Source organism: Halovenus amylolytica (genome assembly GCA_004015825.1).
GTDB classification, from domain to species: Archaea; Halobacteriota; Halobacteria; order Halobacteriales; family Haloarculaceae; genus Halovenus; species Halovenus amylolytica.
Window position 1 is genome coordinate 1 of the sequence record SAYS01000052.1, and the last position, 1795, is coordinate 1795.

Consider the following 1795-nt stretch of genomic DNA (forward strand, 5'->3'; position numbering starts at 1 on the left):
CAACCAGTTTATTGATTTAACGGGACGCTGATGTAAATAACCTATGAAAATTATAGATCAAAGTTAGAACAGAGTTCTCTGATGAATTCCAATCACTTATCGACTACCCTTTCTACGGTGCCGTCAGAGCATAAGTTCAGCGCAAGAATACGAGTATTACGAGGTGAAGAGCAAATATCGCAGAACGTGGATGAATTGTTTCCCGTGTTGCCAGGCAATCCCACGTGGTTTCTGGATCGAACGTGTCTCGATAGGGACCTCTCCAATTCTTGCCCCGTTGGCGGCTGCTTCCAACACGAATGTTCCGCAGGTGCAGGCCGTATCGAGTTCGAGTGTAACCGCGAGTGTGCGACGGAGTGCACGGAACCCAGTGCCCGAGTCCTGGACATTGATTTTCAACCGTGTTAGCTCATTGAGAACCCGTTCCGAGGGGCGCGGAACTGTCGATCTGGCCCCGAGAACTAGATCTAACTTGTCCTCTTTGATCGGGTGTATAAGCCGTTTAATGTCTTCAGGACGGTGTTCCCCGTCGGCATCAAACGTGACGACGATTCCGGAAGTTGCTTCCTGAAAACCACGCTTCAGTGCAGGAATATAGCCCATATTCTCTGGCTGTTGAACCACTTTCGCTCCCGCATTCTCAGCTTTCGATGCCGTGCTGTCTGTTGAGCCGTCGTCTACGACCAGAACCGAATAATCTTGAATTAGATCTCGAACGACTGGTGCTATCCGTTCAGCCTCATTATAAGCTGGAACGACAACAGTGATGTCGTTCATGATTGGTCTCCTCAGCATATGCTGATATATCTGCTGCATATGCGCCTCCATCTTGCACGGCTTCTGGAAAACGAATATGAATTGGCAGTTTGATCGGAGGGCGTGGGACTCATATTTACTGTTCTGTGTCTGTGGATCACCAGCAACATATTCGCGGTGAAGGCGACTACACCGAGGGCCACGAGGATGCCACCTGCGGCCGTGATTGACTCGACACCCAGTTGCTCCGACGCGACCAGCAAGGCGGTGCCGCCGAGCAGGAGCGTGAAATCGATCGCCGCGAGTCTGTCGTCGTAGAGGTCGTCGATCATCGGCACCTCTTCGAAGCCGAGTAGATCGCTGTACCGGTGTACCCAGATGATGAAGGGAACGATGTGGTACACGTTCACAGAACGACGAATCGATCACGCCAAGCATGAGGACGTGGACGCTTCCGGTACTGCCGAGGAAAGTGACGGAGCGGCACCGTCATCGGAGGTTGCTGGTCGGCGTCCACTCCGCCCGGAATCACACTCAGTCTAACACGTAGGACTGGTGCTCACCGCGGGTCTGGACGTCGACGAACTGGTGGCGGCTGGCGTCGCCGTAGCCGCCGATAAACGAGCTATCCGGGCCGTCAGTGTCGTACACCTCGTGTGCGCCACGGAAGTCGTATTCCGCGAGTAGCGTCTCGATTTCCGGCGGGAGCTGTTCGTCTCTCCTGACGTCGACGCCGAGCAGCCGGTCGGTGACACTCTTGGCCAGCCAGGCGTCCGTGACCGGGTCGGACTCGCTAATCCGGTCAACAAGTTCGCCGAGTTCGGTTCGCCGGTCAGTCATTGGTCTCGCTGTCGAAGAGGGTATTCGCGAAGATGTTCGGCATTCGGCAGGGATGTCAACTGGTTCAGGCTATCGCTCATCTGTAGCGGTGGATACTTTCTCATGACTGGAGTTCGTAGTCTGCTACAGCATGGTCAGCAGAGAGAGCGTCAGCAAGGTGTTTCTGCCTGACAAAGAGGACTGTTTGGAGTACCTGCGT

General features: G+C 54.3%; 3 protein-coding genes. All 3 read right to left on the minus strand.

What is annotated here, in order from left to right:
- Positions 1-156 precede the first annotated feature (156 nt).
- The 3 genes from EOW68_RS18230 to EOW68_RS18240 all read right to left on the minus strand — a co-directional run bounded on the left by EOW68_RS18230 (position 157) and on the right by EOW68_RS18240 (position 1596).
- On the minus strand, positions 157-777 hold the full coding sequence (locus EOW68_RS18230; protein ID WP_128226574.1) for a glycosyltransferase family 2 protein: 621 nt from the start codon (positions 775-777) through the stop codon (positions 157-159).
- An 11-nt stretch (positions 778-788) separates the two neighbouring features.
- Positions 789-1166 (minus strand): hypothetical protein, encoded by a 378-nt coding sequence (locus tag EOW68_RS18235; protein WP_128226575.1) that lies wholly within the window; start codon positions 1164-1166, stop codon positions 789-791.
- A gap of 124 nt (positions 1167-1290) precedes the next feature.
- Positions 1291-1596, minus strand: a complete 306-nt coding sequence (locus tag EOW68_RS18240) for a hypothetical protein (protein WP_128226576.1) — start codon at positions 1594-1596, stop codon at positions 1291-1293.
- Between the last annotated feature and the right edge of the window lie 199 nt (positions 1597-1795).

What these genes read in the sequence shown, in the direction of transcription:
- EOW68_RS18230 (WP_128226574.1), bottom strand. Translation starts at nt 777, where the DNA reads ATGAACGACATCACTGTTGTCGTTCCAGCTTATAATGAGGCTGAACGG.
- EOW68_RS18240 (WP_128226576.1), bottom strand. Translation starts at nt 1,596, where the DNA reads ATGACTGACCGGCGAACCGAACTCGGCGAACTTGTTGACCGGATTAGC.